20 protein-coding genes are annotated in these 20,397 nt (G+C 45.0%); 6 read left to right on the top strand and 14 right to left on the bottom strand.

Features of this window, described 5'->3' with window-relative positions:
• Window positions 1-81 precede the first annotated feature (81 nt).
• The 3 genes from HN980_03005 to HN980_02995 form a co-directional block, all read right to left on the bottom strand.
• Window positions 82-948, bottom strand: coding sequence for a C40 family peptidase (locus HN980_03005; protein ID MBT6928448.1), 867 nt, complete (start codon window positions 946-948; stop codon window positions 82-84).
• Between the two features lie 124 nt (window positions 949-1,072).
• Window positions 1,073-1,930: a C40 family peptidase gene (locus HN980_03000; GenBank protein ID MBT6928447.1), complete on the bottom strand. Its 858-nt coding sequence runs from the start codon at window positions 1,928-1,930 to the stop codon at window positions 1,073-1,075.
• Between the two features lie 167 nt (window positions 1,931-2,097).
• Window positions 2,098-3,345, bottom strand: coding sequence for a hypothetical protein (locus tag HN980_02995; GenBank protein ID MBT6928446.1), 1,248 nt, complete (start codon window positions 3,343-3,345; stop codon window positions 2,098-2,100).
• 32 nt (window positions 3,346-3,377) lie between these two features.
• On the opposite strand from HN980_02995, the gene HN980_02990 reads away from it, so the two are divergent.
• Window positions 3,378-4,046: an N-acetylmuramoyl-L-alanine amidase gene (locus HN980_02990; protein MBT6928445.1), complete on the top strand. Its 669-nt coding sequence runs from the start codon at window positions 3,378-3,380 to the stop codon at window positions 4,044-4,046.
• A 217-nt stretch (window positions 4,047-4,263) separates the two neighbouring features.
• Here the strand turns inward: HN980_02990 and HN980_02985 are convergent, their stop codons facing one another.
• The 6 genes from HN980_02985 to HN980_02960 all read right to left on the bottom strand — a co-directional run bounded on the left by HN980_02985 (window position 4,264) and on the right by HN980_02960 (window position 9,957).
• A complete protein-coding gene (locus HN980_02985) occupies window positions 4,264-5,232 on the bottom strand; it encodes a hypothetical protein (GenBank protein ID MBT6928444.1) in 969 nt (322 codons plus the stop codon).
• A 10-nt stretch (window positions 5,233-5,242) separates the two neighbouring features.
• On the bottom strand, window positions 5,243-6,430 hold the full coding sequence (locus tag HN980_02980) for a UPF0158 family protein (protein MBT6928443.1): 1,188 nt from the start codon (window positions 6,428-6,430) through the stop codon (window positions 5,243-5,245).
• 86 nt (window positions 6,431-6,516) lie between these two features.
• Window positions 6,517-7,086 (bottom strand): YqgE/AlgH family protein, encoded by a 570-nt coding sequence (locus tag HN980_02975; GenBank protein ID MBT6928442.1) that lies wholly within the window; start codon window positions 7,084-7,086, stop codon window positions 6,517-6,519.
• Entirely contained in the window at window positions 7,083-8,423 is a 1,341-nt protein-coding gene (locus HN980_02970) for an MCE family protein (GenBank protein MBT6928441.1), read from the bottom strand. The genes HN980_02975 and HN980_02970 overlap by 4 nt, the downstream gene beginning before the upstream one ends.
• Entirely contained in the window at window positions 8,420-9,184 is a 765-nt protein-coding gene (locus HN980_02965) for an ATP-binding cassette domain-containing protein (GenBank protein ID MBT6928440.1), read from the bottom strand. The genes HN980_02970 and HN980_02965 overlap by 4 nt, the downstream gene beginning before the upstream one ends.
• The gene (locus HN980_02960) at window positions 9,181-9,957 is read right to left on the bottom strand and encodes an ABC transporter permease (GenBank protein ID MBT6928439.1); all 777 of its coding nucleotides are present in this window, start codon (window positions 9,955-9,957) and stop codon (window positions 9,181-9,183) included. The genes HN980_02965 and HN980_02960 overlap by 4 nt, the downstream gene beginning before the upstream one ends.
• A 294-nt stretch (window positions 9,958-10,251) precedes the next feature.
• On the opposite strand from HN980_02960, the gene ispG reads away from it, so the two are divergent.
• The 3 genes from ispG to HN980_02945 all read left to right on the top strand — a co-directional run bounded on the left by ispG (window position 10,252) and on the right by HN980_02945 (window position 13,725).
• Window positions 10,252-11,883 carry a (E)-4-hydroxy-3-methylbut-2-enyl-diphosphate synthase gene (gene ispG / locus HN980_02955; GenBank protein ID MBT6928438.1) on the top strand — a complete coding sequence of 544 codons (1,632 nt, stop codon included), beginning with the start codon at window positions 10,252-10,254 and terminating at the stop codon, window positions 11,881-11,883.
• Window positions 11,884-12,182: 299 nt separating this feature from the next.
• Window positions 12,183-13,184: a hypothetical protein gene (locus HN980_02950; protein ID MBT6928437.1), complete on the top strand. Its 1,002-nt coding sequence runs from the start codon at window positions 12,183-12,185 to the stop codon at window positions 13,182-13,184.
• A gap of 193 nt (window positions 13,185-13,377) precedes the next feature.
• Entirely contained in the window at window positions 13,378-13,725 is a 348-nt protein-coding gene (locus HN980_02945) for an XRE family transcriptional regulator (GenBank protein ID MBT6928436.1), read from the top strand.
• Window positions 13,726-13,771: 46 nt separating this feature from the next.
• Here HN980_02945 and HN980_02940 read toward each other — a convergent pair whose 3' ends face one another.
• Complete coding sequence (locus HN980_02940) at window positions 13,772-13,951, bottom strand: hypothetical protein (protein MBT6928435.1); 180 nt, start codon at window positions 13,949-13,951, stop codon at window positions 13,772-13,774.
• A 219-nt stretch (window positions 13,952-14,170) separates the two neighbouring features.
• Between HN980_02940 and HN980_02935 the strand changes: the two genes are divergently transcribed.
• Complete coding sequence (locus HN980_02935) at window positions 14,171-14,740, top strand: biotin transporter BioY (protein ID MBT6928434.1); 570 nt, start codon at window positions 14,171-14,173, stop codon at window positions 14,738-14,740.
• A gap of 150 nt (window positions 14,741-14,890) precedes the next feature.
• On the opposite strand, the gene HN980_02930 is transcribed toward HN980_02935, so the two are convergent.
• Window positions 14,891-15,154: a hypothetical protein gene (locus HN980_02930; GenBank protein MBT6928433.1), complete on the bottom strand. Its 264-nt coding sequence runs from the start codon at window positions 15,152-15,154 to the stop codon at window positions 14,891-14,893.
• A gap of 159 nt (window positions 15,155-15,313) precedes the next feature.
• Window positions 15,314-17,830, bottom strand: a complete 2,517-nt coding sequence (locus HN980_02925) for a translocation/assembly module TamB (protein MBT6928432.1) — start codon at window positions 17,828-17,830, stop codon at window positions 15,314-15,316.
• Window positions 17,831-17,906: 76 nt separating this feature from the next.
• Here HN980_02925 and HN980_02920 point away from each other — a divergent pair, with 76 nt between their 5' ends.
• Window positions 17,907-18,599: an MgtC/SapB family protein gene (locus HN980_02920; protein ID MBT6928431.1), complete on the top strand. Its 693-nt coding sequence runs from the start codon at window positions 17,907-17,909 to the stop codon at window positions 18,597-18,599.
• 70 nt (window positions 18,600-18,669) lie between these two features.
• Here the strand turns inward: HN980_02920 and HN980_02915 are convergent, their stop codons facing one another.
• A complete protein-coding gene (locus tag HN980_02915) occupies window positions 18,670-19,008 on the bottom strand; it encodes a hypothetical protein (protein ID MBT6928430.1) in 339 nt (112 codons plus the stop codon).
• 324 nt (window positions 19,009-19,332) lie between these two features.
• On the bottom strand, window positions 19,333-20,397 hold a 1,065-nt coding region (locus HN980_02910; protein ID MBT6928429.1), incomplete at its 5' end, for a BamA/TamA family outer membrane protein.

Here is a 20,397-nt window from a genome sequence, read left to right as displayed (position 1 = left end):
CCCCAAAAGATTACCACTTCATGCCCACAATCGCAAGCTTTTTCGGCTAATGTCAAGGTCAAGGGCGCGGAGCTCTTGACATTAGAGGCGGCGCGCGAGGACGAAGCTTTCCATCCATGCGCTGTCGGTGATGGATGATAGATGTATAGTAGCGGGACGTGATTTTTCACCGATGGTAGCGTGGATGAAGGTGTCGTCGCCGAGGTAAAGGCCGACGTGGCGAATTTCTTCTTTTCCGAAGAAAAGCAGGTCGCCGGGCGCTAGATCGTTGAATGGGACTATTATGCCTTCGTCCATAGCAGCTTGCTGGCGAGCAAAGCGTGGAAGGTCTATACCACGAAGCCTGAAGAGTGCCTGTACAAAACCTGAGCAGTCGAAGCCGAATGATGATGTTCCTCCCCACATGTAGGGGGTTCCAATAAAGTCCATGCTCTTTTTGAGCATTTCTTCGAGGGATAGTGGCTCAGAATTGAATACGAAGTCGCTGCTTTGCACCCAGTATTCGTCGCCTTCGATGTCACGAATTTGTATCCATTGATTTTTGAGGTCTTCTTCAGGAGAGACAACCTCGAGGGCTGTTTCGAAAACAAAGAGATCACAGGAAGATTTATAATTGGGTTCTGAATAAAAAAATGTCCAACGAGTGTTTACACGGGCGACGATAGGCGTAGAAGGATATTTTTTGTCTGTTTTTATGGCACCATCATTATAAGTCCAGCCACATTCTCCGTCGGGGGTTTTGATGTAATAATAGCTCCAGATATTATGATATCCTGGGCTTTCGTCAATAATTTCTACAGGAGTGCCGTATATAGGCGTAGAAATAACTTCACCGTCGAGTTCTTGGTTGGCATTCATCGTGGCAAAAGATTCGTTAATATAATAATATTCACCGCAATAAGAAACACTACACCATACCAGGGCCAACAAGAAAAATATTCGACGCATAACAAAACCTCCAATTTTCAAATTATATTGAAGGTAATATATGAGATTGTCGAAAAATCACGCAAGATAAGACATTTTTTTAATGAAAACGCAGAGCTTTTTATAACTATCCTTTACTAAAAGATTAGAGGCGGCGTGCGAAGAGGAATATATCTTTCCATTCGTCATCGGTGATGGAGGATAGCTGTATCATAGCTGGTCGGGAGCTAGTTCTATCGCCAATGGTGTCATGGATGAAGGTGTCATCACCGAGATATAGGCCTACATGGCATACTTCTTCTTGGTTGAAGAAAAGAAGGTCGCCAGGGAGGAACTCTCCGAAGGGGATTATAGTACCTTTTTCCATATCAGCCTGTTTTTGTGCAAACCTCGGCAGTGCTATACCTCTAAGCCTGAAAAGCATCTGCATAAAGCTGGAGCAGTCGAAACCGAATGCTGAAGCACCTCCCCACAGGTATGGGATATTGAGAAACTCTGTGCTTTTCTCGAGCATCTCTTCGAGAGAAAGAAGTTCTGGGTTAAAGATGACGTCGCTACTGCGTATCCAATATAGGTCTCCTTCGATGTCACGGATCTGTATCCATTGATTTCCGAGGTCTTCTTCAGGAGAAACTACTTCGACAGTAACTTCGAAAGGAAGAGAATATTCTTGGGAGCATGATGTGAAGTCTGGCTCGGAATAAAGGTATGTCCAAGGGGTGTTGATGCGAGCAACGATAGGCGTTGAAGGATATTTTTTGTCGGTTTCTATTATGTCCCACCATGTCCAGCCACATTCTCCGTCGGGAGTCTTGATGTAATATCCATAGCAACTGTCATCAATGATTTCAACAGGAGTGCCGTATATCACTTGTGAAAAAAGCTTGCCCTCAAACTCGTCGTCGGTGTACATATCAGCGACGCTATAATTGATATAATGATATTCACCACAATAAGAGACGCCACACCATAGAATTGCCAATAAAAAAAATATTCGACGCATAACAAAACCCCCAAGAATAATTTAAAAACAGTTTTGAAGGCAATATATGAGATTATAGAAAAACCGCGCAAGATAAGACATTTTTTGAATGTAAGTTCTTAGTTCGGAGCTCGATTCTAAACACTGATAACTGATAACTGATAACTGATAACTGGTCACTGATTAAATTAATGCCAGCAGCTACGGATTTTGTAGATGTTCCAGTCTTTGATAGTTCTGCTGCCGTTGGGGGTTGTTTCTACGAGAGGTTTTTTGTTTATGCATGCTGTAGCGAGGTCATCGGCGGTTTTGATGCCACGGAAAAGGTTTTCACCTTTGTCTTCGAAGATTTTCCCTACTCCGGAGGCATAGCCTTTTGCCTGTACGATCTTCAGAGTATTGCCGACTTCTGTTATTATGAGGACGTGTCCTGGAATCAATATGATATCGCCAGGCTCTAAAGATTCAGATTTCGAAAGTTGACGCATCTGATGTTTTATCGTAGTGGTGTTTTTACAGGAATATGGCATGCCGACGATCTGCGCCGCAGAATATATCAGCGAAGAACAGTCGTATCCAGACCTGGAATACTGAGGCATATGTTTTCTTTCGTAAAGGACGACGGTAGAATTGTTGTCGTTCTTGGTATATCGTGAGATGCCATTTTCTTTGTCGCAGCTTTTCGTCCAGCTGGCGCCGCCCAAAACATATGGGATGAAGCCATTTTCAAGGTTCGACCACAGACGTAGAAGTTTAACGAATTCGGCGACCTTTTTTTTGTTGCTACGTTTTGTGTTTACAAGACAGAGCCCTTTAGGCAGAGATAAAAACTCGGGTTTCTTGGATTTAGGCTGCAACACCCCCACGACGTATTCTTTTTTGTTTTCTTCGTCGACGACGAAGCGCGTCCCCGCAGAAAACGTTGTCTTTAGAGTATCGGAATAATGAGGATATCGTAGAGTGACGATTTTCTGCTTAGAGCGTCGCTGCGAAGGAGCAGGAGGAATCCATTGCGACGAAGACTTTATAAGGGCGATATTTTTTTTCAAAGTCCACCCGACAAGAGGTTGTTGTTGTGCCGATGGAGACGTCTGTAATACGACGTTAGGGATTTCTATCAGAACCTCATCGCCATAATCCTGTAAGACGTTAACAGTCTGGTTGAAAAGAATTTGATGCACGCGAGGAATGGAATATACCTTGCTGGGATAGCTGCATGGTAGTTTACAATATCTTTGTTTTCCTTTACTATTGCCTGCAGGCGGCACACCCAAGACATCGCCGATAGGGACAGTGACCATTGCAACGCGCTTTTCTGTAGAAGAAGAGCTTTTGCCGATAGCATCGGAAGGGGACTTCGTGCTAGAACACGAGGTGACGAAGAATACGGCGGCGCTAAGAATTGCTAATTTGAGGTATGGTGCGATTTTTTTCATGGTAACAACAGTAAATTATTTAAGGAACCACGATGATAACAAAGAACGGATTTTTTTTTCTACTAACTTTGCTTTGTGCATGTTCTAGTGGATACGATGATAAATCATTAGTCACTGTAGAAAAGCCCATAATCTTCACAGCATTACGTCAGGAACTCTCGAAGAAATATATACAAGAGCATTACGGGTATCATACATCGTCGATAATAATACAGCCTAAGATGATCGTAGTACATTGGACGGCAATGGATGCTTTTCAGTCGAGCTTCAACGCCTTCTATAAAGAAACCCTCGGCGACGGACGCAAAGATATCGCTAGTGCTTCAGCGTTAAACGTTTCTGTGCACTATCTCGTCGACCGTGACGGCACGATATATTCTCTTATGCCAGACAACTGGATGGCTCGGCATGTCATAGGACTCAATAATATCGCTATAGGCATTGAAAATGTCGGTGGGAAGGACCACAATGAGAACCTTACTATTGCGCAGGTCGACGCCAATGTTCGCCTTATAAGATACCTCTCCAGAAAATATCCCAAGATAAGATATCTTATCGGACACTACGAATATCTTAATTTCAAAGATACACCACTGTGGGAAGAAAAAGATCCATCATACAGCACGATAAAATCTGACCCCGGCAAGAAATTTATGGGACAACTCCGCGAAAACATCAAAGATCTTCGCAACACTCCGTAAATTATAAGCTCGGAATAGGAATTTCTACCACAGAGCCACAGAGAACACAGAGATTTTGGGACTGGCTAGGGGTTTCACCCCTAGAACCCCGAGGATTTTAAAAAGTTCACTGTTCAAAAACGGGGGTCTGGGGGAGACTCCCCCAGCAATTTTCTTTTTCCTCTCTGTGTACTCTGTGGCTCTGTGGTGAAAAATCCTACTCCGAATTCCTAACTTTTTATCTGAAAGCGACGTCGTCGTCATCGGCGGCGAGGTGCTCTAGAGAAAGCAAGATGCTATGTGGAAGTTGCTCGTATAATATCTGTGCGGCATCGCACTCGTCATCGTCGTGGTCGATTTCGGCGATAGAAGCTATGGAGAATTCGTTGTTGGCTTCGTCGTGAGAAAGCATTGGTATTGCAGGACAGTGCTCGAAGGGCATGCCGTCATCATGACGGTATTCTTCGGCGAGGGTTTGTTGGCGAGGGGAAGACGTTGGACGCATGAGGCGTATCGTAGGGATATCACCAACGGGGCTTTCTTCACCGACGATACAGTGGTGTGTCGTGACGACGGCGTCGGCGATTGCGGAAGAATATAAGCTCTCACGGGTGCCACGGTATCCTAGACGCTGAGGGTCGATATATTTCCCTTCGAAAGGAGTGTCGAAGAAAATATGATAGACGTTGGTCCTATATATGATAGCAAGGGCCTCTAAAACCCCGCTGGAGATGTTATCTTCTACTTCGTAAGAAAGAAGAGATTCTAGCAAAGGAGCGATGTTGATCTCGTTGACGACGTCGAGACGAGAACCATGAGACCGTATCCGTAGAGAGCCGCGATAATTCTGCCCTTCTAAGAGAATTGTGCTGGTATTGTCATTAGGGACGACAATGATATCATTGCATGGGAACGTTTTCTTTCCGATGGTGATGGCTTTATCGTCGGTAGCAGTGATGATAAGAGGGGAGTCCTTCTTAGAAACGAGGAGCTTCTTCTTTATCAGCATTTTCCCCGAAGTGGCATCGTAGAAGGAATATACCCCAGAACTTTTTATCGCTACATCGTCGATGTCGCTGGCAAGGAGTACAGAACATAGGCTAGGGACTTTTTGTGCGAAGCGATGTTCTTCTGCAGCAAAAGAAGCTATGTGGAAAGCGAAACATAATGTTGCTAGTATAGCGAAAAATGTTCTCTTGAAATACATAGTACCTTCCTCACTTTTTCTTCTTTGCAGGAGACCTCTTGGCGACGATGGGCTTTTTCTTAGGGGACGTCTTTTTTTTCACAAGGGCTTTTTTGGGCTTTATGATGGTGGCAGGCTTTTTCTTCTTGGCAGCATGTTTTTCTGGAGACTTTGCCTTCTTTTTTACTACAGCTTTTTTCTTGGCAGAGGTCCCGGCTTTTTCGATATGCTTAGAAGAGGTCTTCGCAACTTCTTTTGATGATGGCGTAGATGGTGCTTCGTCAGGCGCTTCGCTGGCGATATCAGGGATGAGGATGTCGCTTCCTACCGTTCCACACAATGACGCCAACTTGTTGAAGATAACGTCGATTTTAGACTCTTTGGCGTTGTGTTCATGGTTTCGTAGGCTAGCAATTAGAGCACTTTCGTTGTTGAATTTTGCTGAGAATGTAACTTCCGAGGCGGCGGAGATGTCTGGGGTGTATAGGAAAGGTTTCACGGGATCAGGGACGGTAAGGTATATGTCTGTAGTCTTCTGAAGCTCTAGATCATTTTTCATTGCCTGCTTCGGCGGTCTTCCACGCTTTGGACGCGGGTTTAAGGCTTCACTAGAATAGTATGTCTTGGATTTGGCCTCAAGGATCTTACGCGACGTGACGATCTCCTTAGCAGAAGAACGTAAGAACAGGCTCCTTTTAAGCCTGTCGATGGTGCTTTGTTCGATGTCGAGGTCTTCTTCGAAGACGAAATGGAAGGAATTATTACGTAACCATTCGATGATACGTACGCGAGAACGCTCTTGGTAATATTGATGCCACTTCTCAACTTCAGTGTGATGGTCGTAGATGAACTCAAGGAAATTCTCGCGAGCGTCTTTAGAGTGGATGATCTCAAGGAGCTTCTCCTTAGTGTCGATGTCATAGACTTTGTCGTTGACAAACTCTTCCATGATCTTCTTCGTCTCATAGAAAGTTAGCTTGGGGATAGAATAATAACGGTCGTGGTTGGCGGAAATCTCTTTGTCAAGAGCCTTGATGTCGACGGTGTTCTTGTCGAGGTCGACGAAAACAATGAAACCCTCGACGTTGTCGAGAAGGAAGAGACGCTCGTCGTCGGACTTCGAGAAAGCATCCATAAGGCGATGATATCGCAATATCAGCGGCTGCTTGGCCTTCTGCTTGGAGGTAGTAGCCTTTTTCTTCGTTTCTTTTTTTTCCATTGTCACCTTCTTTTCCATGGTATAACACCTTTCATTAATAATGAACGTATAGTCTACTACTAAAAGCACTAAATCTCAAGAACAAATCAATTAAGAGAGAGATCTTCGGGGATCATCGAAAGCGTGGCATAGCGTCCTCCCATCTCTAGGAGTATCGACTGCCACATCCTATCGACAGGCGTAGAGAAGATATGGTGTGGCGATGATGGATGAAGGAACCATTTGCCGTCGAGGAACTCGCGCTCTAGCTGCCCATGAGCCCAGCCGACATAGCCGAAGCATATGTTTATCGTAGGGCCGCCGTTGTCGACGATGCTGTTCTGTAAAAAAGATAGGTCGCCACCAATATATACCCCTTCGGAGACCTCGAACGTCTGCCCAGGAATAGATATACTGTTGTGGAGGAGCATCATCTGATTCGTCTGTACAGGACCGCCGGCGCGGATGCCGATGTTTGGGTTTGTTATTCCCTGAACATTGATGATATCGTTGGGGATCTCGATGTCGAGAGGCTTGTTGATTACGAGACCAAAAGATCCGCTAGGGCCATGCTCGCAGAGGATGATGACGCCATGGCAGAAAAGCCCCGAGTCAATGTTAGGCGTAGCGACGAGGAGCGTACCTTTTTTCATCTGTGAATACGGTATCTTGTTCAAGGCGTTAGCTCCTGTTCCGTTTTGTATTGTTGATTATATAGACGTAACATATCGCGAAGGCCTTCGACCTGGTTTAGAAGGTCACCAAAGACCTCCGAGAAGTCTTGAGCCTTGTCGGCGCTGCCATCATCGTCGATACGCTCTAATGCCAGCGACACCCGCGATAGCGACGTCGCAACTTGGTCGACCTCTTGCTCGAAGTAATTCTTAAACTGTTGCGGTGTACTGAGGTCGTGGAGAAGGTTTATACGCTTAGAACGCTGACGCTGCCAACCCTTGTCGAGGTGAAAAAGAAGGCCATAGTGGTTGACGTCGTTCATCATCGTCTCGAACTTGTTCATCAAAGAAATACCATGGAGGTATAAGTCTTCGTCGTTGATGAAATGTCCAATACTGCCCTTGCCTTCGGAGACTTTTTCGACGAGGACGTTGACATTCTCGGCAGCACCGGCGATGTTCGACAAGGAGCTGTCGATGTTTTGCCACGACTCGCTTATACGGTCTTGTAGGCCATTGAGGTCGGCAGTAAGAGTCTTGACGTTTGTGATGATGTCGTGGATCTCTTCAGGCTTGTTTATCGCTTCGGTGATGTCAGCGAGGTTGTTGGTGACGGAAGAGAACTTCGTAGAGAAATCATTTTCACGTAGCTCTTTGAGAAGGTGCGTCGCCTCACTCATAGTCGTTCCCATGTTGCTAGCAGCATATTGTATCGTATCGATAAGATCGGCATTGTTGACGCGCTCGAGGATCTCCTTGAGGTTCTCCGAAGAAGCCTCCATCTCAGAAAAAATAGTGCTGACCTTGCTGCTGTTTTCACTGATAATATCGACGATATTGTCGACGGCAACACGAGCGCTCATCGACAAAACAGCAAGCTCGTCGACGCTTTTCTCTATAGACCCAGAAATCTGGGCATATGCCTTGCCTCCATTGATGAGGACGGCGTCTTTGCCTTCACGAGGAGAACGAGGGATTATCATGATGGACTTCTCACCAAGAAGACCAGACGTATGGACGGCGATCTCGTCGCTGTCATAGACATTAACGCTAGAGTCTATGCTTAGAGTAAGCTCGTAAGGATATATTACGTCGAGACGCTGCTTTTCGTTGTCGCGGAAGTTTTTGGCATAGCTGATGTCAATGACTTCACCGACGGCCTTGCCGGCATAATGAACGCGGGTTCCTACAGAGATATTGTCGATATCGGCAAAACGTACGTATAACGTGTTGCCGCCATCGCCGACGGTAGGGTGCAGGTACATCAGAGACCATACTATTGCAACACATGACATGATGACAAAAAGTCCTATGATGATGTTCTTTCCTTTTTCGTTCATAATGATGCTCCTTCCGAAACTTGAGCGTTATGTAAAAATTCTTGTATCACTGGGTCGTCGATGGCGACAAACGACTCTTTGTCGGCAAGGTGGGTGATGACGCCACCATCTTGAAGAGCAAGCCTGTCGCCGACCTTCAGCGCAGAGATGATGTCATGGGTGACGACGATACTCGTGGCTTCTAGCTCGTGTTGTATCTTTATTATGAGTTCGTTGATATGCATCGCAGTAATAGGGTCGAGACCCGTCGTTGGCTCGTCGTACAACAAAATCTTAGGACGGTAGACTATTAAACGCGCCAAAGCAGCACGCTTTTTCATGCCACCAGAAAGGTCCGAAGGCATCTTCTTCTGTGTGCCTTTAAGGTTTACCATAGCAAGAGCTTCGTCGACACGATCGTTAATCTCTCCCTTAGTAAGCATAACACCAGTCTCAAGGTCGGGATGATGGTGCATATAAAAAGCCGTGTTGTCGGCGACATTCATAGAGTCGAAAAGAGCAGCATTCTGGAAAAGCATGCCCATGTTCTTCGTCGCATGGTATCTCGACCTTCCACGTAACGCAGGGATGTTTACGCCATCGACAAGGACTTCACCGCTGTCGGGCTTGAGAAGACCCAAAATATGTTTCAATAGAACGCTTTTGCCTTCGCCAGAACGCCCCAAGATGACGATAGTCTCGCCATCGACGATGACAAGGTTCAGCCCCTGAAGGACCTTGAGCTTGGAGAAGCTTTTATGTACGTCTTTAATTTCTATCATACCCGCAACACCGCATCGTAAAACATGTTAAGCGCCAAAGTCATCACGAAATTCGAGATAAGGATAACAGTATAGCATATCACTACACTGTTTGTCGTAGACTTCCCAACGCCAGCAGCGCCGCCAGAAGTCGTGAAACCTTTATAACACGATATCGTTACTATGAAAACACCGAAAATGAAAGCTTTGATAAGTCCGCTGATAAAATCGAAGGGAATAATATGGATGGGGAGGGGGTCCATGAAATTCTCCGGCGACATGCCAAAATGATATACCGAAATGACGAAACCACCAAGGACACCCATTATACAGCTGAAAACAGAAAGTAGAGGCATCATCACCATCCCAGCGATGAAACGTGGAGAAATAAGATGGCGTAACGGGTTCACCGCCATAGAACGCATAGCGTCGATCTGCTCGGTGACCTTCATACTGCCAATCTCAGCACACATAGCAGAACCAACACGGCCCGTTACCATGAAAGCCGTAAGGATAGGACCCAGCTCTACCATCATAGCCTTCGTTACCATAAGACCAGTAGCACCAGATAAACCCTTGTCGGCAAGCTGGAAAAATGACTGCACAGCAAGAACCGATCCCGTAGAAAAACCCGTTATCGCGACGACAGGTAACGACAAAACACCGATATTATAAAGATGGTGGCTGATAAGATGCCACTGCGGAGGACGGCGTATGGTGACGACTATCGTCCTGACAATCAACGTTATATATTCGCCCAGAGCGCCAAACGTCTTAGATAAGAAATTTATCATATATCTACCTTTTACCTAGCATCGTAGGAAAATAACCCTTTAGCGTCAAAGAAAAAGTAGACAATACCAAGCCCATTTGAAAAAGTCACAAATTGGCTTCAAGATTTTTTCATAGAAATATGCGCGGAGAGCGCAGCAAACATTTGTGTGTTAGCAAGATCGAGCGCTGTGTTATATGCAAAAAGATGAAGATGAATTTGCGACTTTTTTATTTGGGCTTGGTATAATATCAAAGCCTCTTGGGTTTTTATCCCAAGACGTCTATAATAAAGCAGATAAAAATAAGGGAATAATATGAAATATTGCGAAGCCATAAACACCACAAAGCGACGAACGACCCGCGAAGTCATGGTCGGCGATATAGGCATCGGCGGAAATAACCCCATACGTATACAGTCGATGACAAACACCAAGACCTCCGACGTCGATGCCACAGTAGCACAGATCATCGCCCTCGCCGATGCCGGATGTGAGATAGCACGCGTCACCGTCCAAGGAATGCGTGAAGCCTCGGCATGCTCCACAATAAAATCCAAACTCCGCGACGCAGGATATACCATCCCCATCGTCGCAGACATACACTTCATGCCAAGAGCAGCGCTAGAAGTCATAGAACATGTCGATAAGGTACGTATTAACCCCGGTAACTATGCCGACAAACGTGCAACGTTCGACGTCATAGAATACGACGACGACTCATACCGTCAAGAGCTCGAAAGTATAGAAGAAAAATTCTCGCCACTAGTAAAGAAGTGCAAAAAGCTCAAAAAAGCTATGCGTATCGGCGTCAACCACGGATCGCTATCAGACCGTATCATGAGCAGATATGGCGATACCGCCAAAGGTATGGTAGAATCAGCGATGGAGTTCGCGACAATATGCAGGAAAGATGACTTCCACGATATCATCTTCTCAATGAAAGCAAGCAACCCAATCGTCATGATACAAGCATACCGACTCCTCGCCGCAGAGATGTACAAAAAATCCTGGGACTACCCACTACACCTCGGCGTGACAGAAGCAGGAGAAGGCGAAGACGGTAGAGTGCGCTCGGCAATGGGGATCGGAGCCCTGCTCCTCGATGGTCTAGGCGATACCATCCGCGTCTCACTAACAGAAGATCCCACAAAAGAAATCGCACCATGTAAAACCCTCGCCGCCTTCGCAGAAAACTATATAGGGAAAGGCACCACGCCTTTTGAAGAAAAAGAACGCATACGACGCAAAGTCATCGTCAATGCACCCCTACACAGCGATGGGTCGGCACTAACAAACTCGTCGGCGGCCGGCTTCGACGCCAATATCAACGACATCGATGACACACTCATCATCGACGAAGATACCCCATGGGACGACGCCATAGCAAAAGCAAAAATCATCATCCTGCGTCCAAAAAACAACCGCCTGCACTACGCTAGAGCCTTCCACCAGCACCTCTGCAATAACAATATAACAACACCGCTAATACTCGACTTCTCATACACCTGCCCACAAGAAGACCTCGTCATCGAAGCCTCAGCAGAATTCGGCGCCCTACTAACCGACGGCATCGGAGACGGAATACTCATCGACGGCGATTACGACACAAATTTCCTTCGCACCCTCTCGTTCTCCATCCTCCAAGCAGCACGGATGCGTACAACGAAAACAGAGTTCATATCGTGTCCAGGATGCGGACGCACACTCTTCGATATCCAAAGCGTCGTAAAGAAAGTGCAGAAAAAACTCGGAAACCTCCCCGGCGTAAAGATCGCAATAATGGGATGTATAGTAAATGGCCCAGGAGAGATGGCCGACGCCGACTACGGATACGTCGGCTCCGCACCACATAAAGTCGACCTGTACGTCGGAAAAAAATGCGTAGAAAAAAATATCGACGAATCCCACGCACTAGAACGTCTCTCACAGTTGTGTGAGGGTGAGTGAGGGGGACGCTGCCCCCTCACGCTCCCCCGCCAAAGGAAACAAGTTTCCTCTGGACACCTGATTACAAAAACGCCTCATTTTTCGACAAAATGAAGCGTTTTTGTAATAGATTGTCCCCAAAAAGCCTATTTTCTTCGACGCGAGAAGCTTGAAAATCACCCCACAATAGCACCATAACCCGCTTTCGGCGATTTTTGCTTGTCCGCAAAAAACACTCTCTTCAGCGAGATGAAATTATTGTAGTATATGTTCGGCCGAGGTATAATTGATTTCATCGCTCAGGTATATGTGTGAGTGCTATGAGTAACAAACAAAAGATGGAGACAAATAAGGCAGTGGAAAAAGAATATTGGCTATTTCAAAAATTCCCAGTTATTGCTGGTGAGCTTGCTATTCCTTATTCAATTGGGGAAAACTTTACTTTTATAAATTGCCCTACTGAGGATGACATTCGCGAGCTAGGTTGTGATATAGGCGCATATCGATACATCTATCCTTCAGCCAACATCGATTATGGAGGAAGCGATTTGGCCATATGCCATGAGTGTCATTCTAAAGAAGCTGAGAATAATGACTTTTGGTTGCTAATGCTGGCTTTTAGATTATTTAAACCTTGTCATATCTTCGTTTCGGGAATGTTTAGGGGGACTCTAGAACGCCCCTTAAAAGTATTTAACTTATATTGGACTTCTACAGGCATTAACTCAAAAGAAGCATGGGAATTTTCTTTAAAGGACCTTGAGACAGTTTATATGCTTTTTAGCAAACTTAAGAAAGGGCAGTCGTGCGATGATCATCATCGATTGTCTGTAGCAATATCTATATTTTCTGCGGTTACGCTAGGTCATTCCCATAACTACTCGATGTTATACAAAGCTCTATTTTCAGCGCTTGAAAGCTTGCTTGGTTCGCCGGGAGAAGGAAAGATTATTTCACAAAGGTTAGGCTCGTTTTTTGAAGGAACGCAATACTTGAAACAGGATGATTTTGATTGGATTAAAGATGAATATGACCGTAGGAGAAATATGGTTTCACATGGAAACCCTATTTTTTGGCGAGATGATATTGGAAAGTTAGATTTTAATGTAGGAGAAGAAAAAAACAATACTATATTACGCCTTCATGAAATAACACGATTGACCCTTCTAGGTTTTTTTGGCTTAGACAGTAAACTGCTATCTGAGTACGGAAAGATTGTAAAAAAGAACAAGTTTAAAGAATGGTGGAATAGCAATGACATAAAGGCAAGTGATGAGTATCTTTCTGGACAAAGGATGTTTCTTGAATCACCTTATTTTTAACCAATAAAGTGACCAGGATTATAGAATAGGTCTTGTTACATAAAGCGCCTTTTTCATAAGCTACTAGAGATTTGTGGCTTAACATAGGTGAGCAGATAACAACAAAACCTTTTATCCCGCCGAGGAGAGGATTTTTGCGGATTAGCAAAAAACGCCGAGGAAGTATATAAAGATTTTAAAAGAGGGAAGTCTTATGAATAAGAAAAGTAAAGATTATGAAGTTGGTACAGACAACATTTTTGCAGATCTTGAGCTTCCCAATGCTGATGAACTCATGGCTAGAGCGAAATTATTACATGATGTTAGCTCTTTAATCAAAACAAGTGGATTGACTCAACAGGAAGTTGCTGAAAAACTTAATATTAGGCAGCCTAAGGTGTCAATGCTAGTTTCTGGCAAGCTTTCAGCCTTTAGTACAGAAACGCTATTCCATTATCTCTCTATCCTTGGATGTGATGTGCAAATCCGAGTTAAAAAACCCCGCTCGCGTGTTGGTATCTTTCGCCGCCCTGGACACATTGCTGTACATTCTAATGCTTGAAATATAGATGTCAGACCGGACACCAGATCACTATCGATTTGATGCGCTAACCCTGCCAAAAACCTTTTCTGTGAGAAACGCCTAAAGTTTTTTTGCACTCTGAACAAAAATAAAGATATCTTTTGCCCAAAAAGCCTGATATGATTTTGTACCAAAGCGTTTCTATTTCTGCTTCACAATGAGGGCATATTGGCTTTAGATCATTTTTTTCTTCTAATTTTATCATATTTTTTACCTTCTCTTTATTATAACATTAATACAAGTATATTAACGATGCAGGTGCTTAATATACAACGAATTGTAGCAAAAAGCCCTTTTAAAAAGCAAATATATTTTTACTTCATGAGGAAGGGGGGATTTCCCTTTGCAGGAGATCTTGATATTATATTTCTTGATATTGTAAGCTTTAACCCAGATACAAAAAACGAGAAAGGGAGCGGTAAAAATGACAACATTAGTGTTGACCAAGGAAAAGGGTTTTTCTTCTGTAATAGTTCGGGATATATCACTGGTATTGCTTGGTACGTTTATTTTAGCATTATGTGCTAGGGTGGCGATATTTTTGCCGATATCTCCGGTGCCGATATCTCTACAGAATTTCGGGGTGATATTGATGGGAATATTGTTGGGGTCACGACGCGGAGCGTGTTGTATAGCGGCCTATCTTATGGAAGGAGCCATTGGTTTGCCTGTATTCGGTGGTGGACAGTTCAGCGTCGCGGTATTGATAGGGACAAGAGGCGGTTATTTGTTTAGTTTTGTTTTCGCAGCATACCTTGCTGGGAGGATGTTTGAGAAGCCCTCGTCATATGTCATGTCCATATTAAAGCTGTCTTCCATCTTCGCATTGATATTAATCCTGGGGGCATCTTGGCTGTCGTTATATGTCGGAGCTTCCAATGCCATTTTTATGGGGGTCTTACCTTTTATCATTGGAGATTTCATTAAAGTTCTTGCGATAACGTCGGCGTTGCCGGCATTACTAAGATTTTCTCGTAAGTATCTTTGTTTATGACGATGAAGGCGGAGACAAAGCAAAGCCTTATGCTGTGCGCGATGCGCGTACAGCATAAGGCTTTGTTTTGTCGTGGGTTTGCAAAGGGAAAATTTCCCTTTGCCGCGGATTGTTAAGGGCGCGGAGCCCTTAACCGGAGCCCTTAACACATTAGATTTTAATTTCGACGGTGTAGTCTAGAAGCCTTTGGCATTCATCTAGAGAAAGAATGGGCTTTTCATCGACAGCTGTAGAGTCTTTTTCAAGAACGTCTTGTTTTTCGGCGATTTTTTCATATATCTCTTCTAAGGAAGCATCGTCGTTTTCTGCATATGCTTCATTAATTGTGTTTTTAACTTCTGGCTTTCCTTCAGCGGCAAAAGATAGTGTCATCGCAGCAAGGAAAAAGGGTATTATTGTTAAGATTTTTTTCATTATTATCTCCTGTATATTGCTATATTAGTTAATTGTATTCTTACATTAGTAGTTGATAGTTAACATTATAGCTCTTTTTAAGAAAAAAGTCAAGTTCCGCGTTCTAACTTTCTATTGATCACTGATAATTGTTCATTGATAATTGATAATTGTTCATTGTCAATAGTCTTGTTGCCATTTTAGGAAGATATTGCCTTTGGCGTTATTGTCTATATCGGCGGAGAGTTTCACGAGTTTCGAGATATCGGCTTCGACGGCGAAGGTATTGGTATCGCTAAGGAAGCTTTTTTGTACGGAGAAGAGGATATTATGCATGACATATTTCCCTATCTTCACTGAGGGGTCGTATGTTTCGTCGTTGGTATTGCTGATATCTAGCTGGTCGAGGCCTAGGGACTGTCCTACCTTACCGAGGACGTCGGGGGCAGTGTCACTTCCTGCTAGCGCTGTTATCGTCTGTGCGAGGCGTATTCCTTGTAATCCTGTAAGTTCTTTTGCTTTGGTGCCGAACATCACGCGGGCGAGGACTTCTTCTATTGGAAGCAGTGGTATTGATGTTACTGAGATGCGGATATTATTTAGTGGGCCTTTTAGCGATATTTCTGCGGTGATATCATCGACGTCATATTCTGCCGATGTGGCGATGTATATATCGTCTGCTGATGCGCTGTCGAAGGTTATCGCTCCTTCACGCAGAGTGAATGGTCTTCCTGAGAACATAAAAGTTCCGCGGGTATTTGTTAATTTCCCTGAGAGCTCCGGCGCTGTCGAGGTTCCGGAGATATCGACGTTTCCCTGCCATTCCGATGTCAGCCCACGACCTACTATTAGGGCATTGTCTGGGAATGACATTGTTATGTCTAGGGCTATGGGCGCAGACTTTGTTTTTATGGCAGCGTTGTTGATGGGACGTATTGTACCGTTGTTGTCTTCGTAGACGTATTTCACGGGGAGTGTTGTTACCGTGATGGGGAGCTTGTCGGGTATCGATACCCTCGACTTTGTTATTGCGAGGTCGCCGTCGATGTTATGTTTTTCTGAAGTGCCATATAGGTCAAGCTCTCCGCTGGCGACGGCATAGACGGGGTCGCTGTCGATGAAGACGATGTCATTGAGGCCGAAGGCAATATCGTAGGGGAAATGTTTTTTGCCGCTTAGGGAGATTACCCCCGATGCTGAGAAGAAGCCTTTGTCTCTGCTTTTTGCCGCTATTTCTTTTATTAGGATTTTCTTCGACGTAACCCTTAGAGCGGCGTTGATGTCACGGAAAACGGTGCCCTGCTTGTAGTTTTTGTATATTCCATCGGTGACAGCAACGGCAGCAGAAAGCCTTCCTGCGCGTAATGCCGACCGTGATGTCGTCGTTGTTATCGTCCCTGCAAAGTGGTGGGTGTCGGCGACGATGACAGCGACGTTATGGAATGACAGCGACGGAGTTTCTTCTAGGGTGCCGGATATTTCTACTGACGCCTGTAAGGGGACATCATCTATGGCGGTTGATAGCGCGCCGTGTCCTTTTAATGCAGAGTCGGCGATGTCGAAGGTTATGGCACCATCTACAGGGTTTATTGTCCTGCCGCTGGCGATGATGTCGCTCCCTGCCATTGATAGCGCGATACGTGGCGACGCTATAGTGTTGAAGGCTTTGGCGGTTAAGGTGACCTCGCCTTCGAGGTCGTGGAGAAGAAGGTGTTTTTTGTGCGATAGGTCAGGGATGCTAATGGTGAAGAAGGTGTCATAGTAAACCTTCTCGGCGTCGACGAAACAAGACCCTTCGGCGATGACGCCTTCGTTTTCGAAGGAAGGGAATTCTACTGAGAAAGACCTGTCGCTGTTGATGACGAAGGTCCCTTCATGATGCCAGCTATCTCCGAAGATAGAGCGTGTCATCGAAGACGTCAGTAAAGTAAGGGGATGGTGCTGTATCGTATAGTACGCCGTTCCTTGTACGGCGGCGAAGAGGGGATTCTCGCCGGCGTTGATGATATCTTGGAAGGCTTGCCAAGGCCTTTCTATGTCGAAACCACACGATATCGTCGGCGTCGCGATAGAAAAGATACTGCTACGACGTTTTTCTGCGGAACACGACACAGAGACGGTTTTCTCCGTAGCATCGCCGTAGAAGGCGATATCGGCAATTAAAGAAGGCATGTCGCTGAAGACGAGGTGTTGTGTTACGATGACATCACCACCGCCGCGGAAGCATGACGCTGTGCCTTTATGACCCTCGACGATGACTCCTGCTGCCGTGGTATATCGTGTGAAGGAGACGTTCCTCGCCGTTACGCTCCATGGGATGTTGGGCCAGGAGATATATGCTTCGGAAGAGCCTTCCGAGGCGTGTATCGTCGGCATGTCGATAGCTAGAGCATCGAGGCGTATCTCTTTGTTGAAGAGAAACGCCATCGGTGAAGACCACGAAGCGCCGATACGCGAAATTTCAGCGACAGGAGACCCGTTTTTTGTTACGCTGACGTCATATAAGGAAAAAGAAAATGGTATAATTCCGCCGATTTTATCGATGGTAATAGAGTATTCGCTTGTGGTCTCTACGCCGGTGATGATTTTATTTGCGATATATTTTTTCGCATAATGTGTCTGTATTATCGCTAACGTTATAGTAAAAAAAATCGCTACGACTAAAAAAAGTCTTTTTATTATAGATGGAATATTCATAATAAGGTGTGTTTAGTAGTTATACGTAAGGGTATCGCAAAGATATAATGTCATCAAGTAAAATCGAGGTATCACAATGGAAGCGTTTTTTTCTTATGAAGTTATAGGGCTGCTAGGGCGTCTGTTCCTCGCGGCGTTTTTGGCCGCGGTGATAGGACTCGAAAGGGATATCCACGGAAGAGCAGCAGGACTGCGTACGCATCTTCTTGTAGGCCTGGGATCGGGACTTTTTATGATAATGTCACTGTTGGTCGCTAATGCAGCATCGACAGACCCAGGACGCATCGCAGCACAGATAGTTACTGGTATCGGTTTCCTCGGCGCAGGAGCAATAATGAAAGAAGGCTTCTCAGTTCGTGGACTTACGACGGCGGCGTGTTTCTGGATAGTCGCTGCTATAGGGATGGCGGCAGGAGCAGGGTATTTTTCCTTGGCGATATGTACCACGATTATAGCGCTACTATCACTCTCGGTTCTGCGATATTTCGATAAGATGTATAAGAAAGAATCATATAGAACCCTGACGATAAAGGTCCCTAACAATGTCGATACTAAGAAAATCATCGACATAGCAAAGTATAAGTCTTCGTCGGTGCTTTTCGTCGATATCAACAAAGACTATACTGCCGATATGCAGACGATAAAACTTACATTGCGTATCTTCCACCGCGGAAACACCGATAAAATCTCCAGGGATATTATTTCCGAACTTGAAAAATCCAAAATCCCCATCAAAAGCATCTCATGGGTCCACGGCAAACTGTTTTAATCATTGAGCAATGCTCAATGATTAGTTCATAGTTCGGAGTTGGTAGTTCGGAGCCTGGAAAATAAAGGGGTCAGGTCTGACACCATTGCGAAAATGCATCAGCTTTGTCTTGTAGAAAAGCTGCAACAAGAGAAAGTCCCGAACTTAAAAAGCCTTCGGCTTCTTCAATATCTTCGGTATCCTCATGTTCATAGCTTGTTAGATAATAAAAAGTTTTCACAAACATGGGTGATATAAAACATATAGTCGCCGATAAGGATGCTAATTTTATAGAACCGAACAAAGCGAAGGTTGCTAATGCTATTAAACATGTTCGAAATATTACAGAAGGATATTCTTTTTGACCATCGAGTGCAACAAAATCAGGCTTCCACCCTATAGAATCAAATAAATTTCCAGTTATGCGCATATAATATATATCCTTATATACTGTTACATAAATATTAACGTGTTGTAACTATTTGCGTCCAGAGGAAACAAATTAAAATTTGAATTTGATAGTTAGCAACAAAAACTTAATCTCTGCACTAAAGTGCATAGTTTCAAATGTCTAGCCGAAAAATGAATTAAAATAAAGGCTTTATAAAAAAGTTCGGAGCTTTTTCACTGATAACTGTAATGCGGCTACGCCGCATAGTTTAGAGTTTTTAGTTCATAGTTCAGAGTAGAGCTTCGGATTCCTACTCCGAACTCCGAACTCCGAACACTGAACTCCTGATGCGGCTACGCCGCATTAGAACGAGTGTCCTAGCGTTACGTAGAACTGGTATGCGTGGTCGATGTCGGCTCTTTTGTCGAGCGGGAAGGCGAGGTCGAAGCGGAAAGGGCCTATAGGGGTATGGTATCGCAGGCCTAGCCCCCACGAGCGGAGGATTTTTTTGTCGAGCTGTGGGATGAAGTATTCATAGACATTACCGACGTCGTAGAAAGCTGCGACGGCGAATTGTTTTGTTGCGCGGTATCGTGCTTCTACGCTGCCGACGAGTATAGACTTTCCACCGATGGGAGTGTTTTTTTCGCCGTAAGGGCTGACGGTATGGTATTTGTATCCTCGTAGGGCGTGGGCAGAACCTCCATAGAAACGGTATGGCATAGGGATATTTCTCCGTGGAGACCCCATGATACTTCCTACGCTTGCTGTTACAGCGACGATGATTTTATCTGTGAGTGGCTGGTATACCGTTCCCGTTATCTTATTTTTCAAGAAAGATTCTCTGGTGTCTAGGGTGTTAACGTATGGCGTGGTTCGTACGCCGACGAAAGCCCCTGAGGAGGGATCCATGAAGTCTTTGTAGTTGTGCCACTTGATGCTATATGGAAGATTGGCGAGGAGGTATGGGCTGTCGTCGTCGGACTTCGTCGTATTGACGTAGTCGATGCCGCCACCGAAAGATACCGTAGTCCTTTCGTTTATCCTGCGTTCTATAGAACTCTTCATGGTGATGGTTCTGGCGTCGTAGCCGTCGGTAGACTCTTGTGATGCTGTCAAGACAGAAAGCAGGTCTTGGTTGTTCTTAAGGAAATGTGGTATGCGGTATGACAGCGAGCCTTTTTGCTGCTTGTTGTTGACATCGGCGCTGAAGGCAAGGGCTTCGCCACGGCCATGGAGATTACGGTGTTTCCATTGGAACGCTGCAGTGGCTTCGTAGTACGTGCTGTACCCCACTCCAAAGCTTATCCTTCGGTGGGGTTTCTCCGCGACGATGACAGACATCGGAAGGACGCCACCACTGAGGTTTTCTTCTTTGTATGTTGTCGTGACGAAGTTAAAAAGCCCAAGCTCTTCGAGGTTGCGGCG

Source organism: Waddliaceae bacterium (assembly GCA_018694295.1).
GTDB lineage: Bacteria > Chlamydiota > Chlamydiia > Chlamydiales > JABHNK01 > JABHNK01.
The sequence above is the reverse complement of the archived record's forward strand: the minus strand, read 5'-3'. Positions and strand labels throughout refer to the sequence as shown.